At 57.4% G+C, this 14,895-nt stretch carries 16 protein-coding genes; 8 read left to right on the top strand and 8 right to left on the bottom strand.

Annotated elements, in window-relative coordinates; all coding sequences use genetic code 11:
- The first annotated feature begins 5 nt into the window (after positions 1 to 5).
- The 3 genes from OVA03_RS13660 to OVA03_RS13650 all read left to right on the top strand — a co-directional run bounded on the left by OVA03_RS13660 (position 6) and on the right by OVA03_RS13650 (position 2,859).
- A complete protein-coding gene (locus OVA03_RS13660) occupies positions 6 to 893 on the top strand; it encodes a DMT family transporter (protein ID WP_267525516.1) in 888 nt (295 codons plus the stop codon).
- 86 nt (positions 894 to 979) lie between these two features.
- Positions 980 to 2,146 carry an acyltransferase family protein gene (locus OVA03_RS13655; RefSeq protein ID WP_267525514.1) on the top strand — a complete coding sequence of 389 codons (1,167 nt, stop codon included), beginning with the start codon at positions 980 to 982 and terminating at the stop codon, positions 2,144 to 2,146.
- A gap of 149 nt (positions 2,147 to 2,295) precedes the next feature.
- Entirely contained in the window at positions 2,296 to 2,859 is a 564-nt protein-coding gene (locus tag OVA03_RS13650) for an OmpA family protein (RefSeq protein WP_267525512.1), read from the top strand.
- Positions 2,860 to 2,978: 119 nt separating this feature from the next.
- Here the strand turns inward: OVA03_RS13650 and OVA03_RS13645 are convergent, their stop codons facing one another.
- Positions 2,979 to 3,482: a DUF6998 domain-containing protein gene (locus OVA03_RS13645; RefSeq protein WP_267525510.1), complete on the bottom strand. Its 504-nt coding sequence runs from the start codon at positions 3,480 to 3,482 to the stop codon at positions 2,979 to 2,981.
- A gap of 21 nt (positions 3,483 to 3,503) precedes the next feature.
- Entirely contained in the window at positions 3,504 to 5,390 is a 1,887-nt protein-coding gene (locus OVA03_RS13640; RefSeq protein WP_267525507.1) for a sensor histidine kinase, read from the bottom strand.
- Between the two features lie 225 nt (positions 5,391 to 5,615).
- Here OVA03_RS13640 and OVA03_RS13635 point away from each other — a divergent pair, with 225 nt between their 5' ends.
- Positions 5,616 to 6,416 carry a sensor histidine kinase gene (locus OVA03_RS13635; RefSeq protein WP_267525504.1) on the top strand — a complete coding sequence of 267 codons (801 nt, stop codon included), beginning with the start codon at positions 5,616 to 5,618 and terminating at the stop codon, positions 6,414 to 6,416.
- A 39-nt stretch (positions 6,417 to 6,455) separates the two neighbouring features.
- Positions 6,456 to 6,866 (top strand): SufE family protein, encoded by a 411-nt coding sequence (locus tag OVA03_RS13630; RefSeq protein WP_267525503.1) that lies wholly within the window; start codon positions 6,456 to 6,458, stop codon positions 6,864 to 6,866.
- A gap of 1 nt (position 6,867) precedes the next feature.
- Here OVA03_RS13630 and OVA03_RS13625 read toward each other — a convergent pair whose 3' ends face one another.
- From OVA03_RS13625 to cysK, 6 genes are all read right to left on the bottom strand, one after another.
- Positions 6,868 to 7,344: a DUF6456 domain-containing protein gene (locus OVA03_RS13625; protein WP_267525501.1), complete on the bottom strand. Its 477-nt coding sequence runs from the start codon at positions 7,342 to 7,344 to the stop codon at positions 6,868 to 6,870.
- A gap of 62 nt (positions 7,345 to 7,406) precedes the next feature.
- Positions 7,407 to 7,838: a helix-turn-helix domain-containing protein gene (locus tag OVA03_RS13620; protein WP_267525500.1), complete on the bottom strand. Its 432-nt coding sequence runs from the start codon at positions 7,836 to 7,838 to the stop codon at positions 7,407 to 7,409.
- Between the two features lie 252 nt (positions 7,839 to 8,090).
- A complete protein-coding gene (locus OVA03_RS13615) occupies positions 8,091 to 8,609 on the bottom strand; it encodes a PAS domain-containing protein (RefSeq protein ID WP_267527729.1) in 519 nt (172 codons plus the stop codon).
- Positions 8,610 to 8,863: 254 nt separating this feature from the next.
- A complete protein-coding gene (locus tag OVA03_RS13610) occupies positions 8,864 to 9,292 on the bottom strand; it encodes a MucR family transcriptional regulator (protein WP_189484442.1) in 429 nt (142 codons plus the stop codon).
- A gap of 181 nt (positions 9,293 to 9,473) precedes the next feature.
- The gene (locus tag OVA03_RS13605; RefSeq protein ID WP_267525498.1) at positions 9,474 to 10,712 is read right to left on the bottom strand and encodes a DUF2336 domain-containing protein; all 1,239 of its coding nucleotides are present in this window, start codon (positions 10,710 to 10,712) and stop codon (positions 9,474 to 9,476) included.
- A gap of 163 nt (positions 10,713 to 10,875) precedes the next feature.
- Positions 10,876 to 11,841, bottom strand: coding sequence for a cysteine synthase A (gene cysK / locus OVA03_RS13600; RefSeq protein ID WP_267525497.1), 966 nt, complete (start codon positions 11,839 to 11,841; stop codon positions 10,876 to 10,878).
- Between the two features lie 223 nt (positions 11,842 to 12,064).
- Here cysK and chpT point away from each other — a divergent pair, with 223 nt between their 5' ends.
- The 3 genes from chpT to OVA03_RS13585 all read left to right on the top strand — a co-directional run bounded on the left by chpT (position 12,065) and on the right by OVA03_RS13585 (position 14,864).
- Positions 12,065 to 12,763, top strand: coding sequence for a histidine phosphotransferase ChpT (chpT, locus tag OVA03_RS13595; RefSeq protein WP_267525495.1), 699 nt, complete (start codon positions 12,065 to 12,067; stop codon positions 12,761 to 12,763).
- A gap of 80 nt (positions 12,764 to 12,843) precedes the next feature.
- The gene (locus OVA03_RS13590; RefSeq protein WP_267525493.1) at positions 12,844 to 14,481 is read left to right on the top strand and encodes a S41 family peptidase; all 1,638 of its coding nucleotides are present in this window, start codon (positions 12,844 to 12,846) and stop codon (positions 14,479 to 14,481) included.
- Positions 14,482 to 14,495: 14 nt separating this feature from the next.
- Positions 14,496 to 14,864: a hypothetical protein gene (locus OVA03_RS13585; RefSeq protein WP_267525490.1), complete on the top strand. Its 369-nt coding sequence runs from the start codon at positions 14,496 to 14,498 to the stop codon at positions 14,862 to 14,864.
- Positions 14,865 to 14,895 lie beyond the last annotated feature (31 nt).

Raw genomic sequence — 14,895 nt, 5'->3', positions numbered from 1 at the left:
TTATTATGACCACCACAACCCTTACCCAAACGAGCGTTCGCAACGATGCCTGGATCAGCGGCGGCCTCGCCGTTGTGGCTTTCAGTGGCTCACTGCCCGCCACGCGCATCGCCGTACTCGACATGTCGCCCTGGTTCCTGACAGGGGCGAGGGCCACGATTGCGGCCGTTCTGGGGGCCCTGTGCCTGTGGGCCTTTCGCGCCCCGTGGCCAAAAAAGAGCGAGATCGGGTCGTTGTTGATCGTCGCGGGCGGCACCGTGATCGGCTTTCCCCTCCTGACGGCCATCGCGTTGCAAACGGTCTCTTCAGTTCATTCGATCGTCTTTACCGGATTGCTGCCTCTATCGACCGCCTTATTTGCGACCCTCCTGGGTGAAAAGCGTCCGACGACGATGTTCTGGCTGTTCTCAGGCCTTGGGGCCGCGTGCATACTGGCCTTTGCCGCCGTTCAGGGCTTTGCCGTCTCGCCCATGGGCGATCTTCTGATGCTGGCGGCGATCATCGTGTGCGGACTGGGCTATGCCGAAGGCGGGCGACTCGGGCGCCGTCTGGGCGGGTGGCAGGTCATCTGCTGGGCACTACTGATCGCCCTGCCCGTCATGGGCCCGGTGATGATGCTGACCCTGCCGGCTGATATGGCCGCGATCTCATGGCCCGCCTGGCTAGGGCTTGGCTATGTCGCCATATTTTCGATGCTGATCGGGTTTTTCTTCTGGTATCGTGGCCTGTCGCTGGGGGGGATTGCCGCGATCGGTCAGTTGCAGTTGATCCAGCCGTTTCTGGCGCTCATTTTGGCGGCACTGCTGCTGAAAGAACCGGTCGGACTGTCGGTCGTGGCGGTCATGCTGGCCATAGTCGCCTGCGTCTTCGGTGCCCGCAAATTTTCAGGTTGATAACCTGACGCAGGACACAAAACGCCCGCAATAATGGTATCCGATTTGCAATCCGTCCGGTGCAAAGCATCAAAACGGGACGTCACATGAGTACCTCGGCCACATCGGCATCGGCAAAGCCTGCCAAAGCGGCCAAGCAAAGCTCAGTTGGCGATGTCGCCCGCGGCATCAGCATTCTGCTGGTTCTGCTGGTCCACTGCATCGTCATTTTCAACTACCCCGGCACTGTCCGCCATACGGATGCTTCAGCAGCCGAAGCGGGCCGCATCATTTCAACCTTTATCATGCCAGCCTTTTACTTCATTTCGGGACTGTCGGCCCTTGGGTTGGCGTCACGGTCTATGCGTAAGATCACTACATCAGCTCTGCGCTTTATACTTCTGGCTTTTGTGACCCAGCTACTGGCGGCGCCTTTGCTGTTCATAGCCAACCCCGATATGGACTGGCTGACCCTAAGCGTTAAGGTCATTCGCCCCTTGCTGACCGGAAAAGACTTTATACTGGTGGTGACATGGTTTTTTGTGTCTCTGGCCGGAGTGCAAGTCTTGGCGTGGCTATATCTGCGCCAAAGCCTGTGGCTCAAGCTGGGCGTGGTCGCCACCGTCATCGCCGCATACCTGATGACCGCCCTGACCGGAAAAACCTGGTTCATGATGCATACCTGGGCGATTGGGTTGCTGTTCTTTCTGGCCGGGCGCGCATATGCCAAAAGACCGGTGACAAACCTGAAACCGCTCTATGCACTGGCGACATCCATCGCCTGCGTTTTATTGCTAATGCTCACCTATAATTTGAATAAGGGCTGCGCGTTCAGCCCGACTGAGGTCTGTGAGATCCCAAGCGGCTATCCCCGCTTTTATATTGATGTCGTCTATGGCCAGTTTGGCTTCATGCCCTATTTTCTGCTTTGCGCCATAATCGGCATCATAGGCCTGATGACCTTGTCTATGTGCCTGAGCCACACGAAATACGCGCCGAACATCGCCCGCATAGGCAAGAATACGCTGGTGCTGCTGATGATTAATGGCGTGTTCGTGGCCCTGTCGCCATCGCTGCTGGCCGACATCATACCGACCCTTCCGGATACCTGGATATTGTCGGTGGCGTTAGTCGCCGCCCAGGTAGCGCTCTACCCCATTATGTCCAAGCCGATCAATAATTTGCTGCACATATGCTCGAACTGGGCGGATCAGGCCACTCATCTGGTGATCAGTAACTCCCCAAAGCCGATACAGGCCCTGCTGTCCAAATAGGTGCCCCTAAAACCGAACTCCTCCGCGGTATCCGGTTGCGGCATAGGGGCCTGCGCCCAAAGCTTTGCCTTTTTTCGGTCGTTTTTCTATCATTTATGGTTAAGGCAAGACTGGGATCGGGGAGACATAACGACCAGAGAGAATATTAGATGAAACATTTTAAGCCTGTCGCCGCCCTGATTGCCCTGCCGCTGATGCTCAGCCTCACGGCCTGCGCCAGCCATAAGTATGTCGACGAAAAGATCGGTGCCGCCAACAGCCGCATGGATCAGCAGGACTCCCGTCTTACGCAACTCGATGCCACCACTCAGGATGCGCTCAACCGCGCCACCGCCGCCGGTAAGCTGGCGGAGGGTAAGTTTGTCTATTCGGTGGTGCTGACCGACGATTCCGTCAAGTTTGATACCGGCAAGGCCGTCCTGTCCGATCAGGCCAGGGCGACGCTTTCGCAACTGGCCGAACGCCTCAAGACTGACAATAAAAACGTCTATCTTGAGGTTCAGGGCTATACCGATTCCACCGGTACGGATGATATCAACTACAGGCTGGGGGCCGAGCGCGCCGACAGCGTGCGCCGCTTCCTGAACAGTCAGGGCGTGGCACTGAACCGGATGTCGTCAATCTCCTATGGCTCGGAACAGCCTGTGGCCGGAAACGATACGTCTGCGGGCCGCGCCGCCAACCGCCGCGTGGTGATTGTAGTTCTGTCGTAAGACTTTAAAACGCCAATAGGTATAAAGCCCGCGTCCGGTTAACCTCGGACGCGGGCTTTTATTTGCTTAGTACCTAAAGATGATAGACTTAGATGCTCTAAACGTAAATTTGGACGCCACTAATCTTTTAAATCTCTAATCATGGGGAGCCTAGCAGCATCACTCACAGTCTCATCAGCTTTACAAATTTGCATTCGCGTTAGGGATCTTTGTCCGGTAAAAATATCGGGTAAAAACCTTGTTGCAATATGCTCTGGGCCATTGAATACAACCGTCCCGCAGCCGCCCTCAAAATCAAGGTCGAAGAATAAAAGGTGATCGGCACGCGTTTCGGTTAGCCTAAAAGCTGGGCCTCGACCTGTACCAGTCGCCTTAATTTGAACTGATCGACCATCAGGAGCACAGCCATCTATTCCGGCATACGATCTGGTTTCGACAAGGCGAATACCGAAAAGTTCCACAGCTACGGCTTCACCTATATCTCCCACGAGATTGCCGTCCAAAGTGAACTTCAAATCTATTTGGCTACCAGTAGCTTGCAGCACAGATTTATAGTGCGCTCTTAGTCGATTACGGGCGTCCAACAAATCTGCAATTGCATGTGGAAGTTTAAACGTAAGCAAAGTGTGCCCTATTTTAGAACTCTACGACCGCGGGGGGCGGATGATAAAGTCGGAAAAGCCGCCCGGATCGGGCTGAGTTCCGCCCTCGGCGGAGGCGGTAGACGTGCTGACGTGATCCAGTATGCGCGTGCGGACATGGCGTGCATCAAAGGCGGTTATGGCGTCATCGCCGACCTGTGAGGCAGTCGATACCGCATTGATCTCGACCGGCCCCGCCTCTTCGGAAATGATGGGCAGGATAACACTGACGCTGGTGCCGACGCCGAGCGTGCTCTCAATCGTCATCGACCCGCCATGCAGATGGGCCAGAGATTTGACCAGCGATAGCCCAAGCCCGGTGCCCCCGGCTTTTTGGGCGTTCGATCCGCCCTGCTCATAGGGCTGGCCCAGACGGGTCAGGTCGGCGGGGGAAATACCGGTGCCGGTGTCGGTGATATTGATCTCAAGCCTGTCGGCGCCTACCACATTGAGCATCAGGGTTACCTGCCCGCCTGCCGGGGTAAAGCGCACGGCATTGGTCAGCAGGTTCAGGCATATCTGTTTCAGGGCGCGTTTATCGGCCTGAACCGCAATCGGACTGTGGGGCAGGACCGACTTGATGCGTACCCCGCCGGTGCCCTCAGTTGCCCCCGGCTCAGCCATGTTCTGAACCATGTTCTGGGCTTGCGCGCGCACAATGCGCAGGGCTGCCGACACCGGTTCGCGGGCATCAAACGCCTCGATCGACAGCGTATATTTCTGGGCCTCAATCTTTGAGACATCCAGCACATCATTGATCAGATCCAGCACATGCTGGCCCGACTCGAAGATAAGCTGAGAATATTCAGCATATTTCGCCGACAAAGGCCCGAACATCTTTTGGCGCATGATGTCGGAAAAACCGATGACGGCATTGAGCGGCGTGCGCAGTTCGTGGCTCATACTGGCCAGAAACTCGGATTTGGACTGATTAAGGCCCTCGGCCTCGACCTTGGCTTGCTCCAGCGCGACCTCACGACCGTGGGTGAGCGAAGCGTCGCTCATCACCCCGTAAAGCCGCCCGTCCGGCCCGCGCCGCAAATTAAGATGCAGATAATGGTCCAGCGCCGCATGGGGCGTAAAGCCGACCTCCGATCGGCCAAGGCTGGTGGCCTGCTCGACCGACAAGGCCACCGCCACCCGGTCAGGCACATGGGCGCAGGCGGTCAGGCCGTGCTCCATCATCAGGCGGATATCAAGGCCCGCCGGGGCCTCCCCATAGGCCGACAGCACCTGCCCGCCTTCGTTAAAGGTCAGAATCAGGCACGGCTGCTCGGTCAACTGGGTCAGCAGACGTTCATGGGCATCTTCGGCGTCGCGCGCCCGTTCCACCCGCGCGCGCAGGGCGGGCATCAGCGCCAGCGACAGCCCGACCGTCACACTTAAGAGCGACAGGAACGACAGCCAGAACCCTTCCTGATCATCGGGAATGCGGATATTTTGGGAAACGCTCAAAAACGTCGCGATCAGCAGACACATGAACGACAGGCTGGCCCCCAGCGAGATCAGCACCCGCTGATTGAACGCCACCGCCGCCGCCAGAGGGGCCGCCACCCACACCGCCAGAGGGCCGGCCACGCCGCCGGTTAAGCCCACGGCGATCAGGCTGCACAGGCTCCAGATCCACAGCAGAATCTGACGACGGCGCAAGCTATCGTTCGACAGCAGGAATATACCGCACAGGCCGGGAATGGCCCCGGCCACCATCGCACCGACCACAAATGAGGTCGTGGTGAGAAACAGCATCCCCGCCAGCCCCATCAGGGCCAGGGTCGACCACCCCAGATGCCACAGCACGACACTGACCCGCAGCGGGTTGCGGGCCACAGTCAGGCCAGTCAAAGGCGACGTCGATGAGGGTTTCGGCGCATCAATCATAAACTTAAGCACACCACAGAATCTGTGATAAGGCCACCGCCGGTTAAGCTTAACAGAGGCGCAATATCTTATTTTTAACAGATGTGACATTAACGAACAAAGTTGAATACAGCCAAAACTCTCACTCATTGGGGGAAAGCGGCGATATATCCATGCCCGCACTTACCCACCGCTTACCCCCGCAAAAATTGGCCGCAGCTTAAACCCCATTTAAGCATGTTGTGTTAGGGTGCCCTCATGTCTTTATACCTGCGACACCTTCAGGCACCGGAAATTACCGATAATGCCCCCGCTGCAGAGCCCGGTCATCGCGCTCAACCCGGTCATCTGGCCGGCGATGATCCGGCCGATGGCGGGCGCGCCTTTTTGCGCATGGTAAGCCACGAACTGAGGACACCGCTCAATTCGATCATCGGTTTTTCCGAAGTGCTGCGTCACGAACATTTCGGCCCGTTGGGGTCGCCGCAATACCATGAATATGCCGGGATCATCCACGACAGCGGCCGCAGGCTGCTGGGGCTGTTTGATGATGTGCTTGAAATCGTGCGCCTGCAAGGCGGCAATGCCGATCTGATCTGCACGACACAGGACGTCATGCCCTGCCTGGAAGAGGCCCTGCTCAGTCATGCCGGACGAGCCGAGGCGCGCAATGTGCGCTTTAGTCTGCGACTCAAGGATGAGGGGTTGTGCGGCCATTTCGATGCCCGCGCGGTCGGCATCTGCCTTGATCACCTGATCGACAACGCCCTCAACCACGCCCCCGAAGGCTCGCTGATCGAGGTCTCGGCCAAGGCGGTCGGTGAGGCTATCGACATCTGGGTGTTCAATGTCGGGGCGGCCCCGGCCATGGAAGAGATTGACCGGCTGATGAAACCGTTTGAACTGGGCTCAAACGGTCCCGGCCGCAGTCAGCCCGGTGCGGGCCTCGGCTGGGCGATCGTGAAGCTCTATTGTCAGGCCATGGGCGGCGAATTCAAGGTCACGACTTCGCCCGGTCTGGGGCTTAAGGCCACTTTGCGCTTGAAATCACAGCCCTGAAGGGTCACATCCGGGGAAAGTATATAGGTTCCCCTGAATATGTCTGAATTTACTGCGCGCCTTGATGACCTCTATGATGAGTTTGAACTCTTCGATGACTGGGAAGAGCGCTACAAATATATCATCGATCTGGGCAAGGACATGGCCCCTCTGACTCTGGCCGAAAAGACCGAGGCCCATAAGGTGCGCGGCTGCGCCAGTCAGGTCTGGCTGGTCATCGATGATGCGCCGGATGGTATCCTGCGTTTTCGCGGCGATTCCGACGCCTTTATCGTTAAGGGCCTGATTGCGCTGTTGTCGCGTTTACTGAACGGTTTGTCGCACGAAGAGATTCAAGGTTTTTCGATCCGCGATACGCTGAATAAACTCGGCCTGAACGAAGCCCTGTCGTCCCAGCGCACCAATGGGCTGATGTCGATGGTCGAGCGCCTGAAACACGCCACGGCCTGAATTATAACCCATAATAGGTTGCCAGCCGCTCCAGCGCGTCGCGCACGGCGACCTTGCCCTGACCGCGCGGCAGGCTGTAATCGCGTTCCAGCACCGGCAAGGTCAGGCCTTCCTGCATCAGACGGCGGATCATGTCGCCCGACGGATGGCCCAGATGGCAGATCGCCCCTTCATAGGCCGCCCGTGCCTTAAGGCGGAACATCGGCTCATCGACCCTTAAGCGCGCCGGATTACCATCGGCGCCAAAGGCCCGCCAGTCCGTCCCTGCCGGAGCGGTAACAAATCCGGCCCGAAAATCGCGGGCTAGTTGCTCAAACGCTGCCTTATGCCGCATCTGTAGCAAGGGCCCGCCTTCGGCGCTTTTCAACCGCGCCAAGGCCGACAAAGGCCGTGGGGCCAGGATTTCCGATGGCGCGGCTTCGGGCGGGAGCGGCTGAGCGTCACGGCGCTGCCCGATCGATTGCAACAGTTTAAACATGACACCCGCTCGTCTTAAAATCTGTGATTTATCATAGGCCAAAGAGGTTAATTTTTAGGCCCTCAGCACACTATGGCCAAAGGTTCCGGCGCGTTTTTCAGGCACGCTTCCAGCTTATCCAACTCAAGGTCAAAGCGGCGATCATCACGTAAATCCTCGATCAGGCGGCACGCATGACCCGCCGTCGTGCGATCGCGTTTGAATGCCGCCCCAATCCGCGCCAACGGCCACTGATAGGTGATATAGGCCAGATACATGGCCACCTGCCGCGCCCGCGCCGCGCCCGCATGATTACGCGATGACGATAAAATCTCAGCCGCCGGTATGCCCGTGGCATGTGATACCACATCGATGATAAACAGGGCCTTGGCGCGATCCTTCAGCGCCTGCATATCCTGCCCGGTCAGGCGCTCCACAGACGGCACTGCCCCTTCGCCCCGCACCGCGACCGCCGCCCTGGCCGCACGGGCGGCACTGAAAATCCCAATTGTCATTATCACACCATCTTTTATTAAGGCGGCCCGGAGCCGCGGTACAAACCACAGCATAGACACGCCAAAAGATTAGAGGATAACTTTCCTATATAAAATAAAAAATAGGCTTAAAAGCCTAAATTTTATTCACGCATAGATTGCCAATCGATTCAAAATTAATGAAAAACAATTTTTGATAAATAAAAAATAGGCAAAAAATCCTAATACGCACCTGCGGATGATCTGATCATAAGATCTGTGATTCGCCGTGATTCAGGCCGCGCGAATCCCGCTGGTGGGGGCTTCCAGACGCCCGATCATGGCATCATGGCCCAGAATCATATCGACCTTAACCCCATCGCTGGCCAGCGGCAGACGCAGCCAGAACAGGCTTAAGCCCCGTGCACCGCGCCAGGCCATGGAGTGTAAACCGACATTGGGCTTACGGGTGGTGGCAACCAGCGACAATTCTTCGGCCCAGTATTGCGCCTCTTCGGCGGTATAGATTTCATCGAAAGTCTTACCGGTGATCTCTGTGCCGTAGGCGCTGAAAAGCTCAGTACCGGCCAGCCGTTGACGGAAGGCTTCCGGCGGCAGAACGTGCAGCCCATTGGCCAGATAGCTGTCGGAAACATCAATCAGGCTGATGGTCGGCAGGAGTTTACGCAGGGCACACGGGTCAATGTCGGCGCGGGCGGGCAGACGCCCCGGCTTACGAAGGCTCTTCCAGTAGCGGAAGATGTCTTCGTGGCCGCGCAAAGCCGATGCCATTTCAGCCGCTATACCCGCCATAACAAAACGCGCCACTACCCCTTTTGCACGGACGATACCCACCGCCCGTCAACCTGCCCCGAATCGCACGAATCACCAGTATCCGCGCACGATCAAAACGAATCACCTGAATTTACCTTCTCTTAAGGGGTGATTCTTTGGCAAGCAAAAAAGGGTTAACGCGACCTCTCTGATGGTAAAAAGACACAAAAAAGCGCCCTAACTTCAAGTTAGAGCGCTTTTGACATCAAAATGCGATAATTACTCTATCGCCTTTATTTCACGACGCGGGTCTTGCGGGCGACCTGACGGCCACCCTGGCCCAAGCCCATCTTTTTGGCCAGATCCGAACGGGCCTTGGCATAGTTTGGCGCGACCATCGGATAGTCCTTCGGCAGGCCCCACTTGGCGCGATATTCTTCAGGTGACATATTGTACTTAGTGCGCAGGTGACGCTTGAGCGACTTGAACTTGCGACCGTCCTCAAGACAGACAATATGATCAGAAGAAATCGACTTCTTTACCGAAACCGCAGGCTCTTTCGGCGCTTCGATCTTGGTTTCTTCACCGGTAGTTATGCTGTTGAGGGCGGCATATACATTCTGGATCAGGGACGGCAACTCACTGGCCGGCACAGAATTATTACCAACATAGGCTGAAACAATGTCCGCCGTCATATCAATGGTGTCTGTCTTGTTGTCCATTACACAAATCCCGTGAATTCGCCTGAAATATCAACTTTAGTTCGCGCTTTAACTAAGCCATGACTTTTGATTATTCAAGTCTTCAGCAGAAAAAATATTCACATCGTGGTGAATATGGGAATGCATTACTTACAAAAACCGTAAGTTGACGCAAGGTCACTCTGCGTAAAAATCATCACCCTCAGGCTTTCAGATCCTGAGCAAAGGCCAGCATCGCCGCCCGTTCCGGCACGGTTAAGCCGTCCAGATCGACCTCTTCGCCTTTACTCAGGGTACGGATCAGAGTGGCACTTAAGGCCGAAGACAGCGACCAGTTCCAATAGCGCAATACAGTCTGCGCCCGATCGGTCGCCAGCACGTCAAACGTAATCAGCACATGCTCAAGCTCAGGATGGATCGTCCCATCAGCCATCTGGGACGGGCGGCGCAGGGCCTGCCACAGGGCGCGTAAGGAAGCCTTGGGCAAGCCCGTCGCCTTACACAGTACCGCCAGAGGCTCGCCGCCCCGATCACGCAGCATCTTAGCGCCGGTTGAGGGCTTTATGCCCGCAAGGTAAGATATCTCTTCGGCCAGATGACGGGTCATGCCGATACGGGCGGCCTCAGTTATCGCCGCCTCCAGACTGTCGAACGGACTGCGCGCCAGAGCCGCCCGGTTGCGCTGCCGCCGCTCAATAAACTGGAGCGCCTTGCGCGACAGGGCGTCCTGCCAGCCTTCGTCAGCGGCCATGGCAAACACATCCGAAGCCGCATCCTGCATCACTTCGCGGTTGACCGCAAAGCGGCTGAGAATCACGCGGCGCACCTCGGCATCCGCCCACCAGAACATTACATAGGCCGAACTGGGTCGGATTTCCGGACGCTTTATAATCAGCGGTATCAGTTGCGGCTGGGACTGACTTAGGACCACCACAGCTTCAACCGCCATTTGCGACAGGGCGGCGCGGGTGTTTTTCAGAATGACTTCGATGACCCGCACGTCCTGCTGTTCGATCAGAATTTCGGTCAGGATGGGGGCCAGATTCTTTCGCGCGGCCAGCAACATCCGGTGCTCATGGCCGCCATTGCGAGCGCAGTAACTGAGATCGGAGTCGTTCAGCGTTTCACAGTCTTCGATCAGGGCGCGGGCGACGCGCACCTCATCGATGATCAGGCGGCGCACCAGCGAGTTCGGCACTTCGGTCAGATGGGACAATCGTTTGGCGACGCGGGCGCGGTCCTCGACACCGGCCTCACTGAGCATTTCCACCAGCAAATCCGCCGTCACCGCCCGCTCAAAGGCATTGATGCGGCTTTCCGGCAGACACACCACATCCGCCAGCCGCTTAAGCAGGGTCTGGCGCGACAGGCTCACCCGCACGGGCACGCCTGTCACTTGCGCATCCAGATCTTCTATGTAACGGGACTGAGACTCAGACATGCGCCATCATGCCCCGTCAGGCGTTAATCTTTTGTTATGGGGAATTTCTAGCGCTCAGGTTTTAACGCCAAAGCCATGAGTCAGATAATAGCTGGCAAGCGCCGCAGGTACAATTCGTACCTGCAAGCGCAGACCGCGTATTAGATGACCGTGGCTTTGGATGTTAAAGGCCGTCGAAGAGGGCGGTGGATAGATACCTTTCCGCAAAGCTTGGAATGATCGCCACAATCGTCTTTCCGGCATACTCATCCTTTGCCGCCAGACGGAAGGCGACCTCTAACGCGGCACCCGATGAAATACCCACCGGCAGACCTTCGGTGGCGGCGGCTTTGCGGGCCATAGCAAAGGCGGCGTCGTTCGAGACGGTCTCAATCCCGTCAATGACACCACGATCGAGAATACCCGGCACAAAGCCCGCGCCAATGCCCTGAATCTTATGCGGGCCAGGCTCACCACCCGACAGGATGGGCGAGGCTTCGGGTTCAACGGCTATCATCTTAACGGAGGCTTTTTTCTCTTTCAGGGCCTGACCGATGCCGGTGATAGACCCCCCGGTGCCGACACCGGAAATCACCGCGTCGACCGCGCCATTTGTATCATTCCAGATTTCCTGAGCCGTGGAAATGCGGTGAATATAGGGATTGGCGTCGTTTTCAAACTGCTGCGGCATGACCGAACCCGGCGTGGCCTCAATGATTTCCAACGCCTTGGCAATCGCACCGCGCATGCCTTTTTCGGCCGGGGTCAGCTCAAGTTGGGCGCCCAGCAGGGCCAGCATCTTACGGCGCTCCAGCGACATGGATTCCGGCATACACAGGATCAGCTTATAGCCCTTGGCGGCGGCGACAAATGCCAGCGCGATACCGGTATTGCCCGATGTTGGTTCGACTATAGTCGCACCGGGTGTCAGCTTGCCCGAAGCCTCCAGCGCCTCGATCATCGAAATGCCGATCCGGTCTTTGACGGACGACAGCGGGTTAAAGAACTCAAGCTTGGCCAGCACGTCAGCCTTAGAGCCATATTCCTTCGACAGGCGCGGCAGGCGCACCAAAGGCGTATCGCCCATGGTATCAAGAATGGACTCAAAAATCTTACCGCGTCCAGAACGCGACAGTGTGGATTCGGACATGGGATGAACCTCCGGTTAGTCTGTGTTTTCGTTGCGCCGTGATAGCGTACAAACACAAACGGGTAAATGCGAATGGCTGTGAAAGAAAGCTTAGGCGGGGCAGCGCGTGCTGTAGCCGCCGTCAAACAGACTGAATTCTTGCCACCTTATCGCTTAAAATGTTTGCTGATAAGGCAAATCACCTCACATATGGCGTCAAAGAATCTAAACTGAGGACATGGGCATGACCTTCCCTGAAGCCACCGTAGCCGACACAATTGACACCGACGGGGCTGAGACCACGCCGCCCAACGCGCTGCCGAACCCTCATGAACTGGCGACCCAGTTGATCGCCAAGTTGTGCCATGATTTTATATCGCCGACGGGGGCGATCGTGTCTGGCCTTGACCTGCTTGAAGATCCGTCCGCGCAGGACATGAAGGAAGACGCGATTAACCTGATTAAGGCGTCGTCAAAGAAGCTGGTGTCGATCGTCTATTTCGCCCGCGTGGCGTTTGGCGCTGCGACCACCGCTGAGGATTTTTCGGTCAAACAACTGCGCAAGATTCTGGATGACATGTTTTCGACCATGCGCGCCACTCTGGATTTGAATATCGACGATGAGATCGTGCTGGAAAAGCCGGTGGCGCGAGCACTTGTCAATCTGGTCTATATTGCCGGAGGGGCCTTGCCCTTGGGTGGGACGGCCACAATCGATATGGCAAAAGACGGCGACGCAATCACCTTCACCGCCCTGTCCACCGGCAAAAAGGCCCGCCTGAAACCCGAAGCGGTTGAGGGCTTAAGCGGTGATCCGCTCGGTGACGGCCTGTCCGGGCAGTGGATTCAGCCCTTCTGGCTCCACAGCGTGGTTACGGAAGCGGGCGGCACCCTCACCTTCACCGCCGAAGAAGACCGACTTGAGATCATCGTAAAAATGTAGAAACTCCCGCCAGCGGAGGATTTGACTCTTCTGTAACCTGCGGTATCGTCCGGCTGATTAGGTTCAGGGGACTAAAGTTCATGTTTTACTTTAAAAACGTCGCAACCCTTGGGCTGATGATCGCGGCAACGGCCCTGACCGGATGTGGCGGAGGCGGTGGCGGTGGCTCCACAGGCGGAGGGGCAACGGTCACGACGCCTGCAGGTTGGGTATCGGGGGTATTTTCCGCCGCCAGCACTTTTAAGAACCAGTGCCAGAGCGTGCGCACCGGCGTTGACATAGAGGGCAATGCCTATCCCGACAGATCCGGAACTGAATTGGCCGAAAAAAACTGGCTCAGGTCGTGGACGCGCGAAACCTATCTGTGGAACACCGAAGTCACCGACACCAATCCGGCCAACGGCGGTACGCGCACCGAATATTTCGCCACGCTGAAAACACTAGCCCTTACGGCGTCCGGTGCGCCCAAAGATCAGTTCCATTTCAGCGAGCCGACGACTGAGTATCTGGCGCGGCGCAATGCGGTGGCCAGCGCCAGTTACGGGGCCGAGTTTGCCATATTGTCCGGCAGCGTCCCCCGCGATGTGCGGGTGCTCTATACTGATCCGAACTCTCCAGCCGAAGAGATAGCGGGCGGGCAGAAACAACTTATCCGCGGCACACAGATTTTGCGCGTCAACGGCATTGATCTTGTCAACGGCGGCAGCACTGAGGCTGAAATTAATACGCTCAACAATGGCCTTTTCCCGCCGACCGTCGGTGCGACGACGACGATGGAGGTGCGCGATCCCGGCACCACCACCATCCGCACGATTACCCTGACCGCGCAGAACCTTAGCGCCAAGGCCGTCAACCGCACCCGTGTGTTAGATGACGGGGCGGGCGGCAAGATCGGCTATGTTTTGTTCAATACTTTTAGCCCCAATGCCAGCGAAGCCGAACTGGCCGGGGCCATGACGACTATGCGCAACGAAGGGGTGCGCGATATGGTGCTTGATCTGCGTTATAACGGCGGCGGGTTATTAGCCGTGGCCTCGCAACTCAGCTACATGGTCGCGGGCGATGCGCGCACTACCAACCGCAATTTTGAGAGCCTGCGCTTTAATGCCCTGGCCGGAAACCGAAATCCGGTGACGGGTCAGGCCAATAATCCGGTGCCTTTCTATAACACTGGCTTAGGGTTTAGTCTGGCCCAAGGCACGGCCCTGCCGATGCTCAACCTGCCGCGCGTGTTTGTGCTGACGACCGGCGCCACATGTAGCGCCAGCGAAGCGGTGATCAATGGCCTGCGCGGCATTGGCGTTGAGGTGGTGCAGATCGGCGGGCGTACCTGCGGCAAGCCTTATGGTTTCTACCCTCAGGACAATTGCGGAGAGACCTATTATACCATTCAGTTTCAGGGTGTGAACCATGCCGGTTTTGGCGACTATGCCGAAGGGTTTGTGCCGGTCAATGCGTCAACCTCAACCGGCGTCAAGATCGCGGGCTGTGCGGCCAATGATGACCTGACGCGCGAACTGGGCGACGACACCGAGGGCTTGCTGAGGGCCGCGATAGGTTATGCCACAACGGGGGCGTGCCCGACCCCGCCGCCGGTCGCCACCGCCGCCGTGCAAAGCGGCGCGTTCAGCAGCCGTAACGCGGGCGGATCGCTAAAGCTCGAAGCGCCGGACAAAGGGATCATGCAAACCAATCGCGACATGACCATGACCCGCTAAAAGGGAGACCTACGATGACGTTAGTAAAACTGGCCTTGGCAGCCTTAGTGTTAGGATTGAGCGCGTGCCAGACAAAGGCCGGATCATCGGCTGCCGATCGGACCGCCACTGTTGATCTGAGTGTGCCTGAGATACGCGCGGCGATTAGCGCCGCTCTGGCCAAGACGCTAAATCGCGGGCGGGTAGAACTTGGGGTCACAGCGTCGGATCAGACCTCAACCGTCACCGTTCTACCGCCGCCGCTGGGGCCGCATGAAACCCACTCAACCGCTGTGCCGATCCGGTTTGATATCATCCGCCGCAAGGGTGAATGCTTGGCCGTGCGGGCCGATGATGGGTCGGTTAACGCCCTGCCGGGGGTAACTTGCGAGGTGGTGAGGTAGTTTGCCCCCTCCGTCACGGCGCCAATGCGCC

This window comes from Asticcacaulis sp. SL142 (genome assembly GCF_026625745.1).
GTDB lineage: Bacteria > Pseudomonadota > Alphaproteobacteria > Caulobacterales > Caulobacteraceae > Asticcacaulis.
This window is presented reverse-complemented; position numbering and strand designations above follow the sequence as displayed.

Excerpts from the sequence above, each read along its gene's own strand:
- OVA03_RS13660 (WP_267525516.1), top strand. The coding sequence starts at position 6 with ATGACCACCACAACCCTTACCCAAACGAGCGTTCGCAACGATGCCTGG.
- OVA03_RS13655 (WP_267525514.1), top strand. The coding sequence starts at position 980 with ATGAGTACCTCGGCCACATCGGCATCGGCAAAGCCTGCCAAAGCGGCC.
- OVA03_RS13650 (WP_267525512.1), top strand. The coding sequence starts at position 2,296 with ATGAAACATTTTAAGCCTGTCGCCGCCCTGATTGCCCTGCCGCTGATG.
- OVA03_RS13635 (WP_267525504.1), top strand. The coding sequence starts at position 5,616 with ATGTCTTTATACCTGCGACACCTTCAGGCACCGGAAATTACCGATAAT.
- OVA03_RS13630 (WP_267525503.1), top strand. The coding sequence starts at position 6,456 with ATGTCTGAATTTACTGCGCGCCTTGATGACCTCTATGATGAGTTTGAA.
- OVA03_RS13625 (WP_267525501.1), bottom strand. The coding sequence starts at position 7,344 with ATGTTTAAACTGTTGCAATCGATCGGGCAGCGCCGTGACGCTCAGCCG.
- OVA03_RS13620 (WP_267525500.1), bottom strand. The coding sequence starts at position 7,838 with ATGACAATTGGGATTTTCAGTGCCGCCCGTGCGGCCAGGGCGGCGGTC.
- OVA03_RS13615 (WP_267527729.1), bottom strand. The coding sequence starts at position 8,609 with ATGGCGGGTATAGCGGCTGAAATGGCATCGGCTTTGCGCGGCCACGAA.
- OVA03_RS13610 (WP_189484442.1), bottom strand. The coding sequence starts at position 9,292 with ATGGACAACAAGACAGACACCATTGATATGACGGCGGACATTGTTTCA.
- OVA03_RS13605 (WP_267525498.1), bottom strand. The coding sequence starts at position 10,712 with ATGTCTGAGTCTCAGTCCCGTTACATAGAAGATCTGGATGCGCAAGTG.
- cysK (WP_267525497.1), bottom strand. The coding sequence starts at position 11,841 with ATGTCCGAATCCACACTGTCGCGTTCTGGACGCGGTAAGATTTTTGAG.
- chpT (WP_267525495.1), top strand. The coding sequence starts at position 12,065 with ATGACCTTCCCTGAAGCCACCGTAGCCGACACAATTGACACCGACGGG.
- OVA03_RS13590 (WP_267525493.1), top strand. The coding sequence starts at position 12,844 with ATGTTTTACTTTAAAAACGTCGCAACCCTTGGGCTGATGATCGCGGCA.
- OVA03_RS13585 (WP_267525490.1), top strand. The coding sequence starts at position 14,496 with ATGACGTTAGTAAAACTGGCCTTGGCAGCCTTAGTGTTAGGATTGAGC.